Here is a 20,161-nt window from a genome sequence, read left to right on the forward strand (position 1 = left end):
GCCTGACGGGTCGCCAGGTACGGTGCGCGGCCATGGCGATCCGCGTGGTGCAGTGGGCGACCGGCGGCGTGGGGAGGGCGGCCATCGAGGGCGTCGTCCGCCACCCCGACCTGGAGCTGGTGGGGTGCTGGGTCCACTCGGAGGCCAAGGCCGGCCAGGACGTCGGCGTCCTGGCCGGCGGCGAGCCGATCGGCGTCGTCGCCACCGCCACCGAGGCCGAGGCGCTGGCCATCGAGGCCGACTGCGTCGTCTACGCCCCGCTCATCCCCGACGAGGCCCAGGTGGCCCGCATCCTGCGGGCGGGGCGGGACGTCGTCACGCCGGTGGGCTGGGTCTACCCGGAGCCCGGGCGCCACCCGGACCTGGAGGCGGCGTGCGCCGAGGGCGGGTCCACCCTCCACGGCAGCGGCATCCACCCCGGCGGCATCACCGAGCGGTTCCCGCTCATGATCTCGTCGCTCGTCTCGGCCGCGACCCACGTGCGGGCCGAGGAGTTCTCCGACATCCGCAGCTACGGCGCCCCCGACGTGATCCGCCACATCATGGCGTTCGGAGCCACGCCCGAGGAGGCCCTCGCCAGCCCCATGGCCGGGCTGCTCACCGGCGGGTTCGGGCGGGCCGTGCGCATGGTGGTCGACGAGATGGGCTTCGCGGCGGCGCCCGATCTGCGGACGACCCAGGACGTCGCCGTGGCCACCGCCCCCATCCCCAGCCCGATCGGCGACATCCAGCCCGGTCAGGTCGCGGCGCGCCGCTTCCAGTGGGAGGCGCTCGTCGGCGAGACCCCGGTGGTGACGGCCGCGGTGAACTGGCTGATGGGCGAGGACGACCTCGACGGCGGGTGGACGCTGGGCGAGGGCGGCGAGCGGTTCGAGGTCGAGGTCACCGGCGACCCGTCGGTCCTGCTCACGTTCCAAGGCCTGCAACCCGAGCGGTGGGAGGACGGCGTCGACCGCAACCCGGGCATCGTGGCCACCGCCATGCACTGCGTGAACGCCATCCCCTACGTCCACCGGGCCGAGCCCGGCATCAAGACCTACCTCGACCTCCCGCTCATCGCCGGACGCGCCGCGCCGGGCCTGGCCCGGTGACCGGCTGAGGGCCGTCAGCACCGTCCGACGGGGCGCTCGGTTGCGATCACGTGAACCATCGGGTCCGGGCCTTGTCCTGCGGCCCGGCCCGCGGCAGCGTCGCCCCATGAGCGCCCTCGTCCCCACCGTCGACCTGGCGGCCCCCGACCCGGAAGCGGTGGACGCCGCCTGCCGGACGATCGGCTTCCTCCAGGTGGTCGGGCACGGCATCCCCGAGCGCACGGTCGCCGACGCACTCGACGCGCTGGACGCCTACTTCGCCCTCCCGCTCGAGGTGAAGCTCGACGGCCGACCGCCCCGCACCGACGTCGACCGGGGCTACGCCGCCCCCGGCGACGAGTCGCTCTCCTACAGCCTCGGTGTGGAGGCGCCGCCGGACCTGTTCGAGGCGTTCAACATCGGTGCCGACGACCTCGACGACGCCGACCCGGCGGTGCGGGCCGAGCGCCACCGCCACCTCGCCCCCAACCTGTGGCCGGCGCAGCCCCCGGAGCTCCGCCCGGCGCTGAACGCCTACTTCGCGGCGGCGCGCGCCGTCGCCCACCGGCTCACCTCCGCCTTCGCCGTGGCCCTCGGGCTCGACGCCGACTTCTTCGAGCAGCACACCCGCCACTCGACCGACATGCTCCGCAGCATCCGCTACGAGCGATCGCCCGGCGCGCCCGACCCCCTCCCGGGCCAGCAGCGGATGGGCGCCCACACCGACTACGGCATCGTCACCGTGCTGTGGGCCGATCCCGTCCCCGGGCTCCAGATCGTCGGGCCCGACGGTGGCTGGCACGACGTGGTCCCCGCCCCCGGGGCGCTCCTGGTCAACCTCGGGGACCTCCTGGCGCAGTGGACCAACGACCGCTGGCGCTCGACGCTGCACCGCGTCGTGCCGCCGGCCGCCGGCGTCGACGGGCCCGCCGTCCGCCGCTCGATGGCGTTCTTCCACGACGGCGACCACGACGCCCTGGTCGAGGTCCTGCCCACCTGCACCTCGGCCGACGACCCGCCCCGCTACGCGCCCGTGCGCGCCGGCGACCACCTCCTGGCCAAGCTCCTCGGCCCCCGCGACCTGGTCGCCACCGAGGGCACGGCTGACGCCCGCCTCCCCACGGCCTGACGGGCCACGACGGCCCGGGCCCGCCGTGCCCCGTCAGCGAGCCCGTTCCGTGGGCGGGGAGGGGCGCTCCTCGGCCTCGTGGCCGGGCGTGAGGTCGTCGACGTCGGAGAGGCGGAGCGGGGTGAAGCGCCCCTCGGCGGTGGCCTCGGTCGGCTCGGTCACCACGCACAGGTGGTCGCCGCCCTCGTCGAGGACCGCGATGCGGCGGGCGACCACCCGGCGGGGGCAGGCCCGGAGGAGCGGGACCCCGTCGGGGCCCTCGTCCCACGCGCACAGGGAGAGCTTGTCGACCTCGTCGCCGGTCTGCGTCCCGAACAGCTCGGCCACGTCCCGCTGGGTCGCATCCAGGTAGTGGACGGCCAGCGTCGTCGCCCGCTGGACGACGCGGCCGGTGTGGTTCGCCTTCGAGAGCCAGACGCAGTACCGGGGCGGCTCGATGCTCGACTGGGCGTGGAACCCGACCAGGCAGCCGGCCCGCTCCCCGTCGTGGGCGCTGGTGACGACGACCATGGCCGGGTCCAGCGACGCAGCGATGGTGGCGAAGGCGTCGACGCTCACGGCGCGGCCCGCACGTAGCGGAGGTACAGGGAGCCGTGGGCCTCGGCGACGTGGGCCAGCTCCATGCGCGTCAGGTCGGCTCCGGCGGGGGTGACGCTGACGGGGAGCGGGTCGCCGCCGAGCACGGGCGAGATCGTCAGGCACAGCTCGTCGAGGAGCCCCGCCGCCGCGACCTGGCCCAGCAGCGTCGGCCCGCCCTCGCACAGGCCGACCTTGGCGTCGAACCGCTCCCGCAGGGTGGCGAGGGCGGCGCCCGGCTCGACCTCGGCCTCGCCGGCGACGACGACGTCGGCGACGGCCTCGGCCCGCTCGAGGGCGGCGGGGTCGGCCGCCGCGCAGGTCACGATGATCGGCCGGGGGGCGTCGGCCGCCTCCGGCGCGGCGAAGAGCGGCATGTCCCAGTCGAGGCGGAGCGACCGGCTGACGATGGCGATCGGCGGGGTCGGCGGGAGCCCGGCCGCGACCCGGCTGGCGACCAGGTCGTCGGTGAGGCGGACCGGGCCGTAGCGCTCGCGCCGCGCCGTCTCGGCGCCGACGACCACCACGTCGGCCACGGCCCGCAGGGACCGGAACAGGACCGCGTCGGTCTCGTCGGACAGCGCGCCGACGCGCCCGCCGACGGCGGCCGACCCGTCGAGGCCACCGACCATGTTGGCCAGCACCCACGGTCGCCCGTCGACGGGGTCGCGGTCGACCACGTAGAGGTCCAGGAGGTCGTCGACCGGCTGCGTTGGTCCCCAGAGGTGCACCCGCCCGTGTCTACACCGTGGCCACGCCGGGGCGACGGAGACGGGGGTGCCGTCGACCGCGGCGTTGCCCGGGCCCGCCGGAGCAGCGCGCCCCGCGCCTCAGCGGACGATGGACGACGAGGAGCTCTTGTCCTTCTTGTCCTTCTTGTCCTGGCGCTTCTCCTTGAGCGACTTGGCCGCCTTCTTGGCGGACTCCTTGTGGGGGGCACGGTCGGGCATGAGGTCTCCTGGTGGTGGTGGTGGGGTTCAGCCCAGGGCGGCGGCGACGAGCCGGCCGCACTGGAGGGTCGAGATGAGGGCGAGGGTCGCCTCGGCGTCGTGGTCCGCGCTCGGGCCGGTGCCCGTGAGCCGCCCGGCGCAGGCCCCGGCGTCGGCGTGCCACAGCGGGACGTCGAGGTCGTTGGCACCGGCGAACCACTGCCACGCCTGCTCGAGCGTGGCGATCCAGCGGCGATCGCCGGTGAGGGCGGCGGCCCGGGTGCAGGCGGCGGCGAGGGCGGCCACATCGACCGGGCGTTGGTCGAAGCCGGCGAGGGGGTCGCTCCGGACCCGGCCACCGTCGGGGGTCGGTGACAGGTGGCCTGACGCCGTCTCCCGGTCGACCAGCCAGCCGAGGAGGGCGAGCCCGTCGTCGACGACGTCGGGGCGGCCGAGCACGGCGCCGGCCGCGAGCAGGGCGTCGGGGACCACTGCGGCCATGGCGTCGACGCGGTCGGACGGCCAGGGCCACGCGGGGTCGTCGCGGCGCGGCCCGATGGCGGCGACGGCGTCGACGAGGAGGGCGCGGGCCGGTGGGTGGTGGCGGTCGATCGCCACCAGCTCGGCGGCGCCCAGGGCGGCGATGGCCATGGAGCGGACCGACGTCGAGCGGGCGGCGAGCCCCCGGCGGGCGTGGACCCGCCCGGCCTCCCGCATCCAGGGGTCGGGCCCCGACCCGGCGGCGGTGGCGAAGGCCCCCACGCTGCGCGCCCAGGCGTCACCGGGGTGGCGATCGCCGCGCCAGCGCCCGCGCTCGGTGCGCTCGGAGCGGACCGTCCCGTCGATGCCCTGGGCGTCGGCGAGGAGCCGGAACGAGGTGCGGGCCAGCTCGACCAGCGGCGCCGAGGGCGTGCGCTCCCGGCAGACGGCCACGAGGGCGCCCGCGGCGCCCTCGACGCGGTAGCGGTGGTCGCTGCTCGCCAGCCGGCTGACGAGGCCGTCGGGCTGGGACAGGGCGATGAGGTGGGCGAACGAGGGGTCCGGGATCACGGACGGTCGCGGCGGACGACCGGTCCGGAGAGCGCCTCGCGGCACCCGGCGCAGGCCCACCAGCCCTGCTGGGCGGTGGGGTGGGCGTCGGGGTCGCCCTCGAAGGACTTGCGGCAACGGCCGCACACACGGTCAGCGACAGCCGCAGGAGCGACCTCGTCGGAGGGGGCGGGGGCCATGGTGGATCCCTTCGGATCGCAGCACCACCCCGGCGGGAGCCTGAAGGATCGAACGGGCGACCTGTGCCCCCGCACCGTACCGGACCGGGGGCTGGTGCACTCCGCCGGCCCGCGCGGGCGCGGCGGGGCGCGCCGACCGCCGTCAGGCGAGGAGGGCAGCGACGGCCTCGGCCAGGACGGCGAGGTGGGCGTCGACGTCGGCCGCGGTGGTCGTCGGCGCCATCAGGGCCATGTTGTGGAACGGCGTGAGCAGGATGCCGCGGTTGACCAGGAAGAGGTGGAGGAGGTCCTCCAGGTCGCCGTCGGTCGCCCGCTGCGATGCACCGCCGGTGCGGGGGGCCGGGGCGCAGAAGCGGTACTCGGCCCGGGCACCGAGCTGGGCGATGCTCCACGGCAGGTCGTGCTCGTCGATCAGGTCCTGGACGCCGGCGGTGTACCGGGTGGCGGTGGCGATCATGCGGTCGAACGCGGCCTCGGTGAGCACCTCGGTCAGGGTCGCCCGGGCGGCGGCGAGCGACAGGGCGTTGCCGGCCAGGGTCCCCCCGACGCCGCCGGTGTCGACCAGGTCGAGCTCGGGGCGGGCGGCGATGCGGTCCCGCACCTCGTCGCTCAGGCCGTAGGCCCCGATCGGGATGCCGCCGCCGATCGCCTTGCCGAGCGTGACGACGTCGGGGGCCAGCCCCCACGCCGCCGTGCAGCCGCCGGGGCCGGCCGAGAGGGTGTGGGTCTCGTCGACGATCAGCAGGGCGCCGGCTTGCGTGGCCAGGGCCCGCAGGCCGTCGAGGTAGCCCGGCTCGGGCAGCACGATGCCCATGTTGGTGAGGGCCGGCTCGACCAGCAGGGCGGCCACGTCGCCGTGGGCCAGCTCCGCCTCGAGGCCGCCCAGGTCGTTGTACTCAACCACGCGGGTGGTCTCGGTGACGTCCCACGGGGCGCCCACGCCGCCGGGGCGGGGCGCAGGCCGGCCGTCGTCGCCGAGGACGATGAACGTCTCGTCGACGCTGCCGTGGTAGCACCAGCTGTGCACCAGGATCCGGGGCCGGCCGGTGACGGCGCGGGCCAGCCGGATGGCCCACCGGTTGGCGTCGGTGGCGCTCAGGGCGAAGCTCCAGGTGGGCAGGCCGAAGCGGCGCGAGAGCTCGGCGGCCACCGCCGCTGCGTCCTCGGTGGGCATCATCGTCGTGGCCCCACCCGCCTCGGCGTAGCGCCGCTGCACGGCGGCGACCGTCGCCGGGGGTGAGTGCCCGGCCATGGCGCCGGTGTCACCCAGGCAGAAGTCGACCAGCTCGTGCCCGTCGAGGTCGACGACGCGGGAGCCGTGGGCCTCGACGTGGACCAGCGGGAACCCGCCGGGGGCCTTGGCCATCCACGTCATGGGGACGCCCGCGAAGAGGTGGGTCGACGCCTCGGCAGCGGCACGGGACCGGGGGTTCCGCTCGGCGTAGCGCGCCCGCTCGGACGCCAGGAGGTCGGCGATCCGCCCTCGGTCGATCGTGGTCCCGGTCATCCGGGGATGATCCCACGGGTCACAGGCGGCTGCGGACGGCCCACAGGGCGGGGAACAGCGGGGAGAAGAGGGTGCGGCGGAGGTACTCGGCGCCGGCCGACCCGCCCGTCCCGATCCGGTCCCCGATCGTGCGCTCGACCATCTTCACGTGGCGGTAGCGCCACTCCTGGAGGCCCTCGTCCAGGTCGACCAGGCGCTCGGCCAGCTGTGCCGGCTCGCCGTCGGCGGTGTACACGGCGACGAGGACGTCCTCGATCCCGCCGGGGGCTACGGGGTCGACCGGGAAGCCGACGTGCCCGAGGTAGGTCACGTAGGAGTCGAACAACGACGGGCGGGCGACGGCGGCCTCGATGCGGGCCCGGGCCTCGCTGCCCGCGGCGTGGGCCCGCCCGACGGCGGCGTCGCGACGGCCGAGGACGGCCTCGATCTCGCGGAACTGGGCGCTCTGGAACCCGCTGGCGGTGTCGAGGCGGGCGCGGAAGCTGGTGAACTGCCGGGGCGTCATGGTCTCGAGCACGTCGATCTGGGCGACGGCCACCTTCAAGATGGTGAGGATCCGGCCCAGCGTGTGCAGCGAGCGCGAGGTCTCCCCCGCCTCGAGGGCCGCCTGCAGGTGGGCCAGCTCGTGGAGCAGCTGCTTGAACCACAGCTCGTAGACCTGGTGCACGACGATGAACAGGTGCTCGTCGTGCTCCTCGGAGCGGGGCCGCTGGGCGCCGAGCACCTCGTCGAGCGCCAGGTACGACGCGTACGACACCGCCGCGTCGGGCTGGGGGTCGGTCGTCACCCGCGCCGTTCTACCCCGTGGCGTCGTGGGCCGCGACGACCTTGGTCAGGGCCCGGGCGACCTGGCCGCGCTCGGCCGCCGTGAGGTGGCGGGCGAAGTGCTCCTCGATGCCGGCGAGGTAGACGGGGGCGGCCGCCCGCCGCGCCCGGCGGCCCTCGGCGGTGAGGGTGGCCAGGCTGGCCCGCCCGTCGGCGGGGTCGGGCTCGCGGGTGACGAGCCCGGCGCGGACGAGGTCGTCGACCAGCCGGCTCACCCGGGTCCGGGACAGGACGGTCCGGGCCGCCAGGTCCTGCATGCGCAGCTGGCGCCCGGGCGCGGCGTCGAGCTCGAGGAGGACGTCGTACCAGGAGAGGGCGACGACCCCGGCGGCGGCCATGTCGCGCTCGATGGCGCGCAGAGCGCGGTGCTGGGCGAGGAGGACCGCCCTCCAGGCGTCGATGGGATCGTCCACGACCTCACGGTAGCGGATTGTGTGCATCTGCACGCATCTCTACAATGCGTGCAGACGCACACATCTGGTGGCGTCCAGGCGACCCCCCAGGGGTCCCGTCACATCCCCGGCCCGAGATCCGTCATCTCGGCATCCCCATCCCCCTCTCGGAGGACGCCATGAGCACCACCCACCCCCTGACCGGTCCCGCCACCCGCACCATCGGCGGCGCTGAGCTGCCTGCGCCAGGCCGCTGGGAGATCGACCCCGGTCACGCCGAGGTCGCCTTCATCGGACGCCACCTCGTCGTCAGCAAGGTCCGCGGTCGCTTCACCGGCGTCCGCGGCACCGTCGTCGTCGACGAGGAGCCGGAGGCCTCCTCCCTGGAGGTCGAGATCGACCTGGCCACGGTCGACTCCGGCGACGCAACCCGGGACGAGCACCTGCGCTCGGCCGACCTCCTCGACGTCGAGGCCCACCCCACGGCGACCTACCGGTCCACCGCCGTCCGCTGGGACGGCTCGGCGGGCACCGTCGAGGGCGAGCAGACCATCCACGGGGTGACCCGCCCCGTGCCCCTGCAGGTCGAGCACCTGGGCACCGTCACCGACCCGTGGGGCGGCGTGCGGGCCGCCTTCTCGGCCCACACCACCATCGACCGGGAGGACTGGGGCATCACCTGGAACATGCCCCTCGCCAACGGCGGCCTGGTGGTGTCCAAGGAGATCCGCATCGAGATCGAGGTCGAGACCGTCCGCACCGACGCCTGAAGCTCACCGCCGGGCCCGTCCGCCACCCCGTCCACCCGGCCCCGTGGCGGGACCGACGGGTCACTCGATCCGGACGAACACCGTCGTGGGGACGGCGAAGAAGAGGGGGACGGAGTACCCCTCGTAGGACTCCACCGGTTCGGCCGGGTCGTACGACGAGAGCAACCGGTACCCCTCCGGCGGCGCGGACGTGCCGACGCGGAGGAGGATGTGGACCGCCTCCTCACCGGTGGCGGGGTGGCGGGCCCGGTAGTCGTAGAGCACGTAGTCGTTCTCCCGTTCCTCGTCGACGAGGCGGACGTCGACGCCTTCCAGGCGGAGCTGGCCGATGACGCTGTCGGCGTGGCCGTACAGCACCAGGTCGGGGCCGAGCGGCTCGCCGACCCCCAGGATCATCAGCGCCGTGGCCGCGAGGAACCCGGCTTCGAGGACGGGGCCGGTGGTCCTCCGCAGGGTGAGCGCGACGAGGGCCAGGCAGGCGACGCTGAGGACGACGCACCCCAGGACCAACCCGTACCCGGGCGCCCCGAAGACCCGGGCCGGGAGAGCGAGGAACCAGAAGCCGAGGGGCCCCGGGTGGCGGACGTGGACGCCGGAGTAGTACCCGATGGAGGACGGCATGCCGAGGAGCGGGATCTCGGAGGTGAAGGTGTCGGCCGCGCCGGCCGCGATCATCCCGTTGTCGCCGACGGGGGTCCACCCACGGTCGATGGCCGACCACCCGCTCGTGATCGGCGCGAGGGCGATCGCCGCCCAGCCGACGCTCAGGACGTGCGGCAGGCGTCCCTCCCCCATCCGGCGGGAGGGTAGCCCGATCAGCTGGCCGCGGTGGTCGGGCCCTCGATCGCCGAGATCTGCTCGTCGAGCCAGGCGTGGACGTCGTGACGGTGGATGCGTCGCGCCATGGTCCTGAGCGCCCGGCGCCGCGAGGGCGCGGCGACCTCGAGGGCGGTCTCGATCCGGCCGGCGAGCCCGTCGACGTCGAAGGGGTTGCACTGCACGGCCTCGCGGAGCTCCTCCGCGGCGCCCGTGAACTCGCTCAGCACCAGGACCCCGTCGCCGCCGGTCGCCGCCTGGGCCACCACGAACTCCTTGGCGACGAGGTTCATCCCGTCGATCAGCGGCGTCACGAGCAAGGCGTCGGCCAGGGCGTAGTAGCCGTAGAGCTGCTCGGGCGGCAGCCCCCGGTACAGGTAGTGGACCGGGACGTCGCCCCCCGTCGGCGTGAACCGGCCGTTGATGCGACCGATCAGCCGCTCGACGGTGTCTCGCAGGTCGCGGTACTCCTGGACGTCGTCCCGGCTGGGCACGGCGATCTGGACCAGCACCACCCGACCGCGAAGGTCCTTCCGCCGCTCCAGCAGGGCCTCGAAGGCGAGGAGCCGCTCGACGATGCCCTTGGTGTAGTCGAGACGATCCACGCCGAGGAGGACCGTCCGCCCTGCGAACTGGTCGCGGAGCTCGGCCAGCTCGGCGCCGGCGGACGGTGAGGTGACGGCGGAACGGATCGCCGCGGCATCGATCGAGATCGGCGCCGACGTGGTCCGCACGACGCGGCCATCGGCGAGGTGCAGGTCCCCGCCGCGGGCGGTGACCTCCGCGCCGAGGACCCGACCGCACGAGCGCACGAAGTTCTTGCGGTAGCGCTCGGTGTGGAAGGACACGACGTCGGCTCCGAGCAGCCCCCGCACGATCTCGGCACGCCACGGGAGGCGGGCGTAGATGTCCGGGGCCGGCCAGGGGACGTGGAGGAAGAACCCGATCCTCTCGTCGGGACGGACGGCGCGGACGAGCTCGGGCACGAGCATCAGGTGGTAGTCCTGCACCCACAGGACGGGGCGATCGACGTGAGCCAGGGCGTCGACCGCCGCATCGGCGAAGCGCCCGTTGACCTCCTGGTACTGGGTCCACCACCCTCGGTCGAAGACCGGGCGCTCGACGGCGTTGTGCAGCAGGGGCCACAGCGTCCGGTTGGAGAAGCCGTGGTAGAAGCCCTCGACGGCTCCGGGGCGGAGCCGGATCGGCCGCAGACCGATCCGCATCGAGGGCAGGTGCCCCGGTGCGCCCCGATTGCCGCCGTCCCACCCGACCCACGTCCCGTCGCGCGCCTCCATCACCGGCTTCAAGGCGGTCACCAGACCGCCCGGTGCGAGCTGCCACCCATCCGGCGTGCGCTGGACGGGGAGCCGGTTGGCGACAGCCACGATCGACGACGCCCGCGGTGAGCCCGTCATGGGCGGACGGGGCCGCGGTGCCGGGTCCCCGGCCGGGCCCGCACGAGCAGCGGGGTCGGTTCGAGCCTCACCGCCACCTTCCCGCCGGACCCGCCGTCACCATCACCGCAGTGTCAGCCGAAGCGGTAGGTGATCCGGCCTCGTCCCAGCTCGTACGGGCTGACCTCGAGCTGGACCCGATCCCCGGGGAGGACCCGGATGCGGTTGCGACGCAGGCGCCCGCTGATGTGGGCCAGGACGAGGTGGTCGTTCTCGAGCTCGACGCGGAACGTCCCCCCGCGCATCGCCTCCGCGACCGTCCCCTCGAACACGATCTGATCGCTCCTCACCTTCGCCATCCCGCCACTCCTCGCCCTCGACCCTCCCCCCACGTGAGGGTAGGTCGGCGGCGACGCCCTTCCACTGCGGGCGGGCCTCCTCATGACGAGGTGGCACCTCAGCCGAGGGAACGCGGAGCCCGAGCGGGGAATCGAACCCCGGACCTCCTCATGACGAGGTGGGACCTCAGCCGAGGGAACGCGGAGCCCGAGCGGGGAATCGAACCCCGGACCTCCTCATGACGAGGTGGCACCTCAGCCGAGGGAACGCCGAGCCCGAGCGGGGAATCGAACCCCGGACCTCCTCATGACGAGGTGGCACCTCAGCCGAGGGAACGCCGAGCCCGAGCGGGGAATCGAACCCCGGACCTCCTCATGACGAGGTGGGACCTCAGCCGAGGGAACGCGGAGCCCGAGCGGGGAATCGAACCCCGGACCTCCTCATGACGAGGTGGCACCTCAGCCGAGGGAACGCGGAGCCCGAGCGGGGAATCGAACCCCGGACCTCCTCATGACGAGGTGGCACCTCAGCCGAGGGAACGCGGAGCCCGAGCGGGGAATCGAACCCCGGACCTTCTCATGACGAGGTGGGACCTCAGCCGAGGGAACGCGGAGCCCGAGCGGGGAATCGAACCCCGGACCTTCTCATTACGAGTGAGACGCTCTGCCGACTGAGCTACTCGGGCGAAGGGGGTCGACCCTAGCCCCCGTCGGTGGGGGCGAGCAGCCTCGTTCGGAACAGGTCCAGGACCTGGTCCAGGGCGGCGCGGGTCGGCTGACCCTCGGCGTCGTGCAGGTCCTCGGTCAGCACCGAGTGGGCGGCCTTCCGGTGGCCCCAGGGGTTGCCCGGGGAGGAGTCGATCTCGACGCCGACGAAGCGGTCGCCGAGCAGCCGGCGGAGGGTGGCGAACTTCTCGGGCGGGGCCAGGCGGTCCTCGCTGAAGCGCAGCCCGAGGACGGTGAGGTCGCGGGCCGCGCAGGTCTCGACCATGGCCGCCTGGTCCTCGGGTGAGAGGCCGAGCGCCGCCCGTCCGGCGCTGGTCAGGCCGAGCGGCAGCGACGGCTGCGACAGCACGGGGGCGAGCACCGGGGCGTCGGCGATCATCCCGAGGGCGAACCCGCCGGTGAAGCACATGCCGACCACGCCGATGCCGGGCCCGCCGCACTCGTCGTGGAGCTGGCGGCCGAGCCCCCGCAGCCAGTCCATGACCGGCGACGTGCGCCGGGTGGCGAGCACCCCGAACTCCCGGGACACGCAGGCGGGGACGAAGCTGGTGGCCACGTCGGCCAGCTCCGATCGGGCCCCGGACCGGTGGGGATCCCGGCCCGGCTCGCCGAACAGGTGCGGCAGGGCCACGGAGCACCCGAGGTCGACGACCCGCCGGGCGAAGGCGATGACCGACGGGGTGATGCCGGGCATCTCGGCGATCACGATCACCCCGGGACCTGAACCGGCCCGGTAGACGGTGCGGGTGGTCCCGCCGTGGGCCACCTGGGTGCGGGCGAAGCCGTCGAGCTCGACGGGCGTGCGGGACATGGCCGCTGACCCTACGACCTGCGAGACTCGGGGCACGTCGCACCAACCAGGACGGTGATGGACCCCACGGCGAGAACACCCCGCCTGAGCCCGGCCGCCCGGGAGGCGACGAGGGCGCAGGTCTTCGCCCTGTCCGACACCGCCATCGTCGTGACGAGCGCCGACCATCGGGTCGTCGAGGCCAACCCCGCCCTGCGGACCCTCCTGGCCATGCCCGAGGAGGAGATCCTCGGGCGCCCCCTGCTCGACCTGGTCCACCCCGAGCACCGGGAGCTCATCGCCGGCTGGCTGACCGGCTGCGACGCCGGCGACGTCGTCCCGCTGCACGTCGACTCGCGGTTCGGCCGCCCCGGGGCCGAGCGCTGGTTCACCGCCCACGGCCACGCCGTCACCGGCGCCGACGACCGGATCGAGGCCTTCGTCCTCACCGTCACGGAGTCGACGGCGACGCACCGGCTGAGCGGGGCGCTGGCGTCGGCCCACGTCGACATGGCGAGCCTGATCGACCGCATCCCGCTCGCCGTGGCCCGGCTGGGCCCGGGTGACGTGGTGACCCAGTGGAACCCGGCGGCCGAGGACGTCCTGGGCTGGAGCGCGGACGAGGCCGTCGGCGCGCCGCTCCGGGCGCTGGGTGAGGGCTCGGCCGGCATCCGGGCCCGGACCCTCGCCGGCGATCCCCTCGACGGCGCCCGCCTCGCCGGCATCACCGCGGCCGGCACGCCGATCGAGCTGAAGGTGTGGACCAGCGCGATCACGGCGGGGTCGGGACCCGAGACCGAGGTCGTCGTCCTCGTGGTCGACGTCACCGCCGACGTCGAGCTGGACCGCTCCCTGCACGCCAGCGAGCACCGCTGGCGCACGCTGGTCCAGAACATCTCCGACACCGTCACCGTCCTCGACCCCGACGGGCGCATCGTCAGCACGACCGGCCAGGTGGCGCCGGTCCTCGGCTACCCGACCGACTCCTGGGACGGCGTGACCTTCACCGACCTCATGCACCCCGACGACGTCGCGCGCATCGGGCCGCTCGTGCAGCAGGCGCTCGAGGCGCCCGGCAACGCCGTCACCACCGAGGCCCGGGTCCGTCACCACGACGGCACCTGGGTCGACGTCTGGGCCCATGCCGTGAACCTGATCGACGATCCGACCGTGGGCGGCATCGTCCTCACGACCCGGAACATCACCGAGCAGAAGCGGTCCGAGGCCCTCGTCGCCAGCCAGACGGCGATCCTCGAGCTCATCGCCGGCACGACGCCGCTCGACGCCGTGCTGGAGGCCATCGCCGCCATGGTCGAGGACCACGACGAGGGGGCCCAGGCCGCCGTCGCCCTCGTCGAGGGCCGTCGCCTGCGCCCCCGGGCCGCTCTCGGTCGCGGGCCCGGGCCCGAGCTGCGCGCCGCCCTCGGCGAGGTCGACGTCACCCCTGCCCTCCACGCGCGCGTCAGCGGGCCCCACGGCGTCCCCTGGGTGCGCCACCTCGACGACCCCGAGACCTCCGACACCATGCGGCCCGCCCTGGTCGCCGCCGGGGTCGAGACGGTGTGGTGGGCGCCGGTCGTGCCCGCCGGCAGCGACCTCGCCGTGGCCGCCATCGTGTCGTTCCACCGGGACCGACGCCCCCCGACCCCCCACGCCCTCCGCGCCGCCGAGATCGCCTGCACCCTCGTCTCGGTGGCCCTCGATCGCCACGCGGCCGTCACCGAGCTGGCCCACCGGGAGATGCACGACGCCCTCACCGGCCTGCCCAACCGCACCCTCCTCCTCGACCGGCTCCAGACGGCCCTCGACCGGGCGCACCGCACCGAGTCCGAGGTCGGCGTCGTCTACGTCGACCTCGACCACTTCAAGCTGGTCAACGACACCTACGGCCTGGCGCAGGGCGACGAGGTCCTGTCGGCGGTCGCCGACCGCCTCCGCCGGGCGACCCGCCCCGACGACACCATCGCCCGGGTGGCGGCCGACGAGTTCGTCGTGGTGTGCGCCCGTCCCGGCCGGCTCGACACGGTGCTGGCGGTCGCCGACCGCCTGCGGGAGGCGCTGGCCGAGCCGTTCTCGCCCGGTGGCGGCGACCTCGTCCTCACCGCCAGCCTGGGGCTGGCCCTGAGCCACCCGGGGGTCGACGCCCCCACCCTGCTCCGCCAGGCCGACGCGGCCATGCTGCGGGCCAAGCAGCGCGGCCGTGACCGCGTGGACGTGTTCGACCCGGACATGCAGGCCAGCGCCCGCCAGCGCCTCAGCCTGGCTGCCGACCTCCGCCAGGCCCTCGAGCGGGACGAGCTGCGCGTGGTGTACCAGCCCATCGTCGACCTGGCCACGGGCGGGGTGGTGGGCGCCGAGGCGCTGTGCCGCTGGCAGCACCCGGGGCTCGGGCCGGTCCCGCCCGACGAGTTCATCCCCGTCGCCGAGGAGACCGGGGCCATCCGCCCCATCGGGGCCTGGGTCCTCGACACCGCCCTGGCGACCCTCGCCCCCCTCGTGCAGCCCGACGCCGCCGGCCGGCGGCGACGCTTCGAGGTCGCCGTCAACCTGTCGCCCCGGCAGCTCGACCAGCCCGCTCTGGCCGCCGCCGTGGCCGGGGCCGTGGCGCGGCACGGGTGGCAGCCCGAGGACCTCTGCCTCGAGCTCACCGAGACGGCGATCACCGACGACCTCGATCTGGCCTCGCACGCGCTGCTCGCCATCCGGGCGACAGGGGTCCGCATCGCCGTCGACGACTTCGGCACCGGCTACTCCTCGCTGACGCACCTCCAGCGCCTGCCGTTCGACACGATCAAGGTCGACCAGTCGTTCGTCCGCGGTCTCGGCGAGCCGGGCGGCGTCGACCGGGCGACCATCGTCAGCGCCGTGGTCGGCATCGCCACCGCCATGGGCCTCGAGTCCGTGGCCGAGGGCATCGAGACGAGCGCCCAGCTCGCCGCCCTCCGCGAGCTGGGCTGCACGCGCGGCCAGGGCTACTACTTCGCCAAGCCGATGTCCGCCGAGGAGCTCATCCGCCTGGTGCGGGACGAGGTCAACCTCGGCTGACGCCGCGGCAACCCCTAGCGCGAGGGCAGGTCGAGGAGGAGGGCCTGGAGGAGGAGCTCCTCGGTCGGGTTGCGGACGAGGGCGTCGAGGGCGAGCCAGATCCGGTCGAGGGCGGCGGCGGCGTCGTCGACGGTGATGCCGGCCGGCGCCGACGGCTCCCCGACCACCACGGCCCGGTAGGCGTGGGCCAGCTCGGCCAGGCCCATGCGGATCTCGTCGGTGCGGAGGCGGCGGAGCTGGCGCTTGTGGCGCTCGTCGAGCACCCGGGCGCCCGACCCCCGCTGGCCGTAGCGCTCGATGCGCTCGTTGAGGGCCTCGACCTCGCGGGCCTGCTGCTCCTGGAGCGGTCCGGCGGCGGCGTCGATGTCGGCCCGGCGCTCGGCCACGACCTCGGCCACCGTCGCGCCGGTGCCGTCGAGGCGGGCGGGGATGGCGGCCCACGCCGCCAGGCGGAGGGCGACGCGCTCGTCGGCGGCCAGCAGGCGGGCCCGGTCGAGGTCGCCGTGGGCGGCCTCGGCCACCTGGGCGGCGGCCTCGGCGTCGTGGCCCTCGTCCTCCAGCACCGAGGCGACGGTCGCCGCGCTCAGGGCGGGGAGCTCGACCTGCACGCACCGCGAGGCGATGGTGACCAGGTCCTCGGTGATGTCGTCGGCCAGGACGACGAAGATGGTCCCGCCGGGGGGCTCCTCGATCGTCTTCAGCAGGCGGCCGGCGGTGGCCGGGATGACGAGGTGGAACTCGTCGAGGACGAGGACCTTGCGGTCGCTCTCGATGGGCTTGAGCGACGCCAGCCGGACGATCTCGGCGGCCTGCTCGACCCGGATGCTCGCCCCCTCCCGCCGCACGATGGCGATGTCGGGGTGCTGGTCGAGGGCGGCGAGCGACCGGTGCCGGTCGGCCTCGGCGGGGTCGGCGGTGGCGGCGGCGAGCAGCTCGCCGGCGAACACCCGGGCCGCGGCCTCCTTCCCGCTCCCCGGGGGGCCCAGGAACAGGTAGGCGTGCACCGGGTCGGCGAGGGCGGCCTTCAGCTGGGCCACGGCCCGCTCCTGCCCGGGCACCGCGCTCCACGGATCGCTCACTCCGTCACCCTGCCACGACCCACCCACCCCCCCGAACTCTGTCCGGAAGTCCCCCTCCTCGGCACGGTTCCGGACAAAGCTCGACGGCGTCTCGCCAACCTTGTCCGGAAGTCCCCCTCCTCGGCACGGTTCCGGACAAAGTTGGGTCAGAGGGCGAGGCGGGTGGCGACGACGGCGTCGACGCGGGCCTGGACCTCGGCCACGGTGCCGCCGCCGTCGACGACGGCCCAGCGCTCGGGGTCGGCCGCCGCCTGGGCGGCGTAGCTGCGGGCCACGGCCTCGTGGAGGGCGGCGCCGGCCTTCTCCAGGCGGTCGCGGCCGGTGCCCCCGATCCGGGCCCGGGCCTCGGCGTCGGTGACGGTCAGCAGGACCACCAGGTCGGGCTGGAGGTCCTCGGTGGCCCACAGCGACAGGCGCCGCACCACGTCGGCCCCCAGACCCCGGCCGTCGCCCTGGTAGGCGACCGACGACGGGATGTACCGGTCGGTCACGACGTGGCGACCGTCGGCCAGCGCCGGCCGCACCACCGTGGCCACGTGCTGGGCCCGGTCGGCCGCCATCAGCAGCGCCTCGGCCCGGTCGACCAGCCCGTTGTCGTCGGCGGCCAGGACGATGCCGCGGATCTCGGCCCCGATCGCCGTCCCGCCCGGCTCGCGGGTCAGGCGGGCGCCCAGCCGCTCGGCCAGGAGGCGGGCCTGGGTCGACTTGCCGCACCCCTCGCCCCCCTCGAAGGCGATGAACCGGCCGTCGGCTCCGCCGGTCACGGGCGCTAGCCCTCCGATGTCTCGGCCGGTGCCTTCTTCTTCGCCGCCGCCTTCTTGGTGGCCGCCTTCTTGGTGGCCGCCTTCTTGGTCGCGGCCTTCTTCTTGGCCGGCGCCTTCTTCTTGGCCGCCTTCTTCTTGGTGGCCTTCTTCTTCTTCGACGGTCCCGCCTCGCGGCGGATCTGCAGCAGCTCGGCGGCCCGGTCGATGGTCATGTTCTCGACCGTGTCGCCCTTGCGGAGGCTGGCGTTGGTCTCGCCGTCGGTGACGTACGGACCGAAGCGGCCGTCCTTGACCACGACCGGCTGGCCCGACACCGGGTCCTTGCCCTCGAGCTCCCGCAGCGGCGCGGCCGGCGCCGCCTGCCCCCGGCCCCGCTTGGGCTGGGCGAAGATGCGCAGGGCGGCGTCGAGGTCGACGGTGAACATCTGCTCCTCGGTCTCCAGCGACCGGCTGTCGGTGCCCTTCTTGAGGTACGGCCCGTAGCGGCCGTTCTGGGCGGTGATCTCCTCGCCGCTCTCGGGGTCGACGCCGACGGTGCGGGGCAGCGACAGCAGCTTCAGGGCGTCGTCGAGGGTGATGGTGTCGAGCGTCATCGTCTGCAGCAGCGACGACGTCTTGGGCTTGGTCTTGGCGCCGTCCTCGATCTCACCCAGCTGCACGTAGGGGCCGTACCGGCCGGGCTTGGCGTAGACGGCGAGGCCGGTCTCGGGGTCGGTCCCGAGGGCGACGTCGCCCTTGGGGGCGGACAGCAGCTCGATGGCCTTGGCCACGTCGAGCTCGTCGGGGGCGATGTCGTCGGGGACCGACGCCGTCTCGTCGCCCCGCTTCACGTAGGGCCCGTAGCGGCCGGGCTTGACGACGATCGGCTCGCCGTCGGCGTCGACGCCGATCGGGATGGAGTTGATGGCGGCGGCGTCGATCTTCGACAGCCCCTCGTCGACCAACCGCTCGAGCCCGATGCGGCCCTCGTCGCCCCCGTCGCCGTTGCCGGTGGCGGGGCCGTCCCCGCCGTCGCCGAACCAGAACTGGTGGAGCCACGGCTCGCGCTCGAGCGAGGCGGCGGCGATCTGGTCGAGCTCGTCCTCCATCCGGGCGGTGTAGGCGTAGTCGACCAGGTCGGTGAAGTGCTCCTCGAGCAGCTTGATCACCGCGAACGCCGTCCACGACGGGACCAGGGCGGTGCCCTTCTTCCACACGTAGCCGCGGTCCTGGATGACCTGCATGATCGACGCGTAGGTCGACGGCCGCCCGATGCCCAGCTCCTCGAGCCGCTTGACGAGCGAGGCCTCGGTGTAGCGGGCCGGGGGCGAGGTGGTGTGGCCCAGGGCCTCGACCTCGGTGGGCGTGAGGGTCTGGCCCTCGGTGAGCGCCGGCAGCAGGCTCTCGCGGTCGTCGAGCTGGGCGTCGGGGTCGTCGGCGCCCTCGACGTAGGCCCGCATGTAGCCGGGGAAGGTGATGGTGCGGCCCGACGCCGACCACTCCGTCGTCGTGGGCTCGGCCCGGCCGGCCTCGGTCGCCGGCGCCTCGAGGCGGACCGACAGCGAGCGGCCCCGGGCGTCGGCCATCTGGCAGGCGATGGTGCGCTTCCAGACCAGGTCGTAGAGGGCGAGGGCGTCGCCCCGCAGCTCGCCCCGCAGGGAGTCGGGCGTGCGGAACGTCTCGCCCGCAGGGCGGATGGCCTCGTGGGCCTCCTGGGCGTTCTTGACCTTGCGGCTGTAGGTGCGGGGCGCGTCGGGCAGGTAGTCGTTGCCGTACATGGCGCGGATCTGGCTGCGGGCCGCGGTGATCGCCGTCTCCGACAGGTTGATGCTGTCGGTCCGCATGTAGGTGATGTAGCCGCCCTGGTACAGCTCCTGGGCGACGCGCATGACGCCGGCGGCGGTCATCCGCAGCTTGCGCCCGCCCTCCTGCTGGAGGGTCGAGGTCATGAACGGGGGCTTGGGGCGGGAGGTGAAGGGCTTCTCCTCCACGCTGGTGACGGTGAAGGTCGCCCCGTCGAGGCCGTCGCGGACCGCCTCGGCCCGGGCCTGATCGAGCACGACGACGCTCTCCTTGGACCGGCCCTCGGAGTCGAAGTCGCGGCCCTGGGCGACCCGCTTGCCCTCGACGGCGACGATGCCGCTGGTGAAGGCGGGGTCGGTGGCGAAGGCGGCACTGAGGTCCCAGTAGTCGGCCGACACGAACGCCATCCGCTCGCGCTCGCGCTCGACGACCAGCCGCACCGCCGGGCTCTGGACCCGGCCGGCCGACAGGCCCTGGTTGACCTTGCGCCACAGGACGCTGGAGACGGGGTAGCCGAAGAGCCGGTCGACGATGCGCCGGGACTCCTGGGCGTTGACCAGCCCCATGTCGATGTCGCGCCACTCGTCCACGGCCCTCTCGATGGCGCCGCGGGTGATCTCGTGGAACACCATCCGCTTGACCGGCACCCGCGGCTTGAGCTCCTCGAGGAGGTGCCAGGAGATGGCCTCGCCCTCACGGTCCTCGTCCGTCGCGAGGTAGAGCTCGTCGACGTCCTTGAGCAGCGCCTTGAGCCGGCGGATGACGTCCCTCTTGTTGGCGTGGACCTCGTAGGTGGGGGCGAAGCCGTGGTCGACGTCGACGCCGAGCCCCTTCGCCGGGAGGTCACGGATGTGCCCGATCGAGGACTCGACGACGAAGTCATCACCGAGGATCCCCTCGATGGTGCGCGCCTTTGCGGGCGACTCGACGATCACGAGCGATCTGGCCATACCGCGGGAAGGGTACGGGTGCGCGACGCCGTCGTGTCAAGCACAGA

18 protein-coding genes and 1 tRNA gene are annotated in these 20,161 nt (G+C 74.3%); 4 read left to right on the forward strand and 15 right to left on the reverse strand.

Features of this window, described 5'->3' with window-relative positions; translation table 11 throughout:
• The first annotated feature begins 32 nt into the window (after positions 1-32).
• The gene (locus HC251_RS20925) at positions 33-1,091 is read left to right on the forward strand and encodes a hypothetical protein (protein ID WP_219942533.1); all 1,059 of its coding nucleotides are present in this window, start codon (positions 33-35) and stop codon (positions 1,089-1,091) included.
• Between the two features lie 106 nt (positions 1,092-1,197).
• A complete protein-coding gene (locus HC251_RS20930; RefSeq protein WP_219942534.1) occupies positions 1,198-2,199 on the forward strand; it encodes an isopenicillin N synthase family oxygenase in 1,002 nt (333 codons plus the stop codon).
• Between the two features lie 33 nt (positions 2,200-2,232).
• Here HC251_RS20930 and HC251_RS20935 read toward each other — a convergent pair whose 3' ends face one another.
• The 7 genes from HC251_RS20935 to HC251_RS20965 all read right to left on the reverse strand — a co-directional run bounded on the left by HC251_RS20935 (position 2,233) and on the right by HC251_RS20965 (position 7,678).
• Positions 2,233-2,757, reverse strand: coding sequence for a flavin reductase family protein (locus HC251_RS20935; RefSeq protein ID WP_219942535.1), 525 nt, complete (start codon positions 2,755-2,757; stop codon positions 2,233-2,235).
• A complete protein-coding gene (locus HC251_RS20940; protein ID WP_219942536.1) occupies positions 2,754-3,506 on the reverse strand; it encodes a pyrimidine reductase family protein in 753 nt (250 codons plus the stop codon). The genes HC251_RS20935 and HC251_RS20940 overlap by 4 nt, the downstream gene beginning before the upstream one ends.
• A gap of 246 nt (positions 3,507-3,752) precedes the next feature.
• Positions 3,753-4,754: a hypothetical protein gene (locus HC251_RS20945; protein WP_219942537.1), complete on the reverse strand. Its 1,002-nt coding sequence runs from the start codon at positions 4,752-4,754 to the stop codon at positions 3,753-3,755.
• On the reverse strand, positions 4,751-4,933 hold the full coding sequence (locus HC251_RS20950; RefSeq protein ID WP_219942538.1) for a hypothetical protein: 183 nt from the start codon (positions 4,931-4,933) through the stop codon (positions 4,751-4,753). The genes HC251_RS20945 and HC251_RS20950 overlap by 4 nt, the downstream gene beginning before the upstream one ends.
• Positions 4,934-5,075: 142 nt before the next feature.
• On the reverse strand, positions 5,076-6,440 hold the full coding sequence (locus HC251_RS20955) for a transaminase (protein ID WP_219942539.1): 1,365 nt from the start codon (positions 6,438-6,440) through the stop codon (positions 5,076-5,078).
• 19 nt (positions 6,441-6,459) lie between these two features.
• A complete protein-coding gene (locus tag HC251_RS20960) occupies positions 6,460-7,227 on the reverse strand; it encodes a tryptophan 2,3-dioxygenase (protein ID WP_219942540.1) in 768 nt (255 codons plus the stop codon).
• A gap of 10 nt (positions 7,228-7,237) precedes the next feature.
• Positions 7,238-7,678, reverse strand: a complete 441-nt coding sequence (locus HC251_RS20965; RefSeq protein ID WP_219942541.1) for a MarR family winged helix-turn-helix transcriptional regulator — start codon at positions 7,676-7,678, stop codon at positions 7,238-7,240.
• 158 nt (positions 7,679-7,836) lie between these two features.
• On the opposite strand from HC251_RS20965, the gene HC251_RS20970 reads away from it, so the two are divergent.
• Positions 7,837-8,427 (forward strand): YceI family protein, encoded by a 591-nt coding sequence (locus tag HC251_RS20970; protein ID WP_219942542.1) that lies wholly within the window; start codon positions 7,837-7,839, stop codon positions 8,425-8,427.
• 60 nt (positions 8,428-8,487) lie between these two features.
• Here HC251_RS20970 and HC251_RS20975 read toward each other — a convergent pair whose 3' ends face one another.
• From HC251_RS20975 to HC251_RS20995, 5 genes are all read right to left on the reverse strand, one after another.
• Positions 8,488-9,222, reverse strand: a complete 735-nt coding sequence (locus HC251_RS20975; protein ID WP_219942543.1) for a glycosyltransferase family 39 protein — start codon at positions 9,220-9,222, stop codon at positions 8,488-8,490.
• A gap of 20 nt (positions 9,223-9,242) precedes the next feature.
• Positions 9,243-10,661: a trehalose-6-phosphate synthase gene (locus HC251_RS20980; protein WP_219942544.1), complete on the reverse strand. Its 1,419-nt coding sequence runs from the start codon at positions 10,659-10,661 to the stop codon at positions 9,243-9,245.
• Positions 10,662-10,774: 113 nt separating this feature from the next.
• Entirely contained in the window at positions 10,775-10,999 is a 225-nt protein-coding gene (infA, locus tag HC251_RS20985; RefSeq protein ID WP_219942545.1) for a translation initiation factor IF-1, read from the reverse strand.
• 592 nt (positions 11,000-11,591) lie between these two features.
• A tRNA-Thr gene (locus tag HC251_RS20990) sits at positions 11,592-11,664 on the reverse strand.
• 14 nt (positions 11,665-11,678) lie between these two features.
• Complete coding sequence (locus tag HC251_RS20995) at positions 11,679-12,515, reverse strand: dienelactone hydrolase family protein (RefSeq protein ID WP_219942546.1); 837 nt, start codon at positions 12,513-12,515, stop codon at positions 11,679-11,681.
• A gap of 57 nt (positions 12,516-12,572) precedes the next feature.
• Between HC251_RS20995 and HC251_RS21000 the strand changes: the two genes are divergently transcribed.
• Positions 12,573-15,539 (forward strand): EAL domain-containing protein, encoded by a 2,967-nt coding sequence (locus HC251_RS21000; RefSeq protein WP_219942547.1) that lies wholly within the window; start codon positions 12,573-12,575, stop codon positions 15,537-15,539.
• A 14-nt stretch (positions 15,540-15,553) separates the two neighbouring features.
• On the opposite strand, the gene HC251_RS21005 is transcribed toward HC251_RS21000, so the two are convergent.
• The 3 genes from HC251_RS21005 to topA all read right to left on the reverse strand — a co-directional run bounded on the left by HC251_RS21005 (position 15,554) and on the right by topA (position 20,114).
• A complete protein-coding gene (locus tag HC251_RS21005) occupies positions 15,554-16,618 on the reverse strand; it encodes an ATP-binding protein (RefSeq protein ID WP_219942548.1) in 1,065 nt (354 codons plus the stop codon).
• 146 nt (positions 16,619-16,764) lie between these two features.
• Complete coding sequence (gene tmk, locus HC251_RS21010) at positions 16,765-17,382, reverse strand: dTMP kinase (RefSeq protein WP_219942549.1); 618 nt, start codon at positions 17,380-17,382, stop codon at positions 16,765-16,767.
• Positions 17,383-17,387: 5 nt separating this feature from the next.
• Positions 17,388-20,114: a type I DNA topoisomerase gene (topA, locus tag HC251_RS21015; protein ID WP_219942550.1), complete on the reverse strand. Its 2,727-nt coding sequence runs from the start codon at positions 20,112-20,114 to the stop codon at positions 17,388-17,390.
• Positions 20,115-20,161 lie beyond the last annotated feature (47 nt).

It is taken from the genome of Iamia sp. SCSIO 61187, from assembly GCF_019443745.1.
Classification (GTDB): Bacteria; Actinomycetota; Acidimicrobiia; order Acidimicrobiales; family Iamiaceae; genus Iamia.